Annotated in this window: 1 protein-coding gene; it reads right to left on the bottom strand. The window is 62.8% G+C overall.

The window, feature by feature from the left end:
- Window positions 1-35: 35 nt before the first annotated feature.
- Entirely contained in the window at window positions 36-464 is a 429-nt protein-coding gene (locus AC3WJD_RS22115; RefSeq protein ID WP_492749021.1) for a ubiquitin-conjugating enzyme E2 variant, read from the bottom strand.
- Window positions 465-559 lie beyond the last annotated feature (95 nt).

The raw sequence follows: 559 nt of genomic DNA on the forward strand, positions 1-559 counted from the left end.
CAGTCCCTCCTCGTCCAAAGGTGGGGGGACCAGTTCTACGTGTCGCTACCGGACCAGTTTTGCATGTCGCCTGACAGGGCGTTCTCAAGCTGCTGATCGAGCAGCTTCGCTAGACCCAGATTGGGAGTCCATTGCCGAGCATCCCTGCCGATCAGGCAGATCGTGCCGTCGCCAGGCGAAATGTGGCGTTGATAGCTAGCTGGGATAGTCTTCAGCCGCACCTGCGGCCGGATGTGCGGGTAACTATCAGGGAAGTCGGCCTGCAGTTCGATCCGGTTTCCCTCGACCGTCCATTCGAGGTCGATCCGCAGGGCGCCCTTGGCGAGGCGTGCCTGGTCGATGCGCGGATTGGCCTTGAAGTAGTTAAGCCCGTTGAGTTCCCATTGCAGCCTTCCAGGATAGGTTTGTTCCCACAGGGGAACGGGCGGTCCGGCTGGCCGGACCGCCGCGGTCGCATCGTTCAACCAACCCTCCTCGGCGGTGCTCCAGGAGGATTGTGTGGGCCGGGGGGTTGGTCAGGTGGGCGATCGGGGGGACGGTGCGGATTACCCTGTTCGCC

Source organism: Sphingobium sp. FW306-1B-F04DB (genome assembly GCF_058781925.1).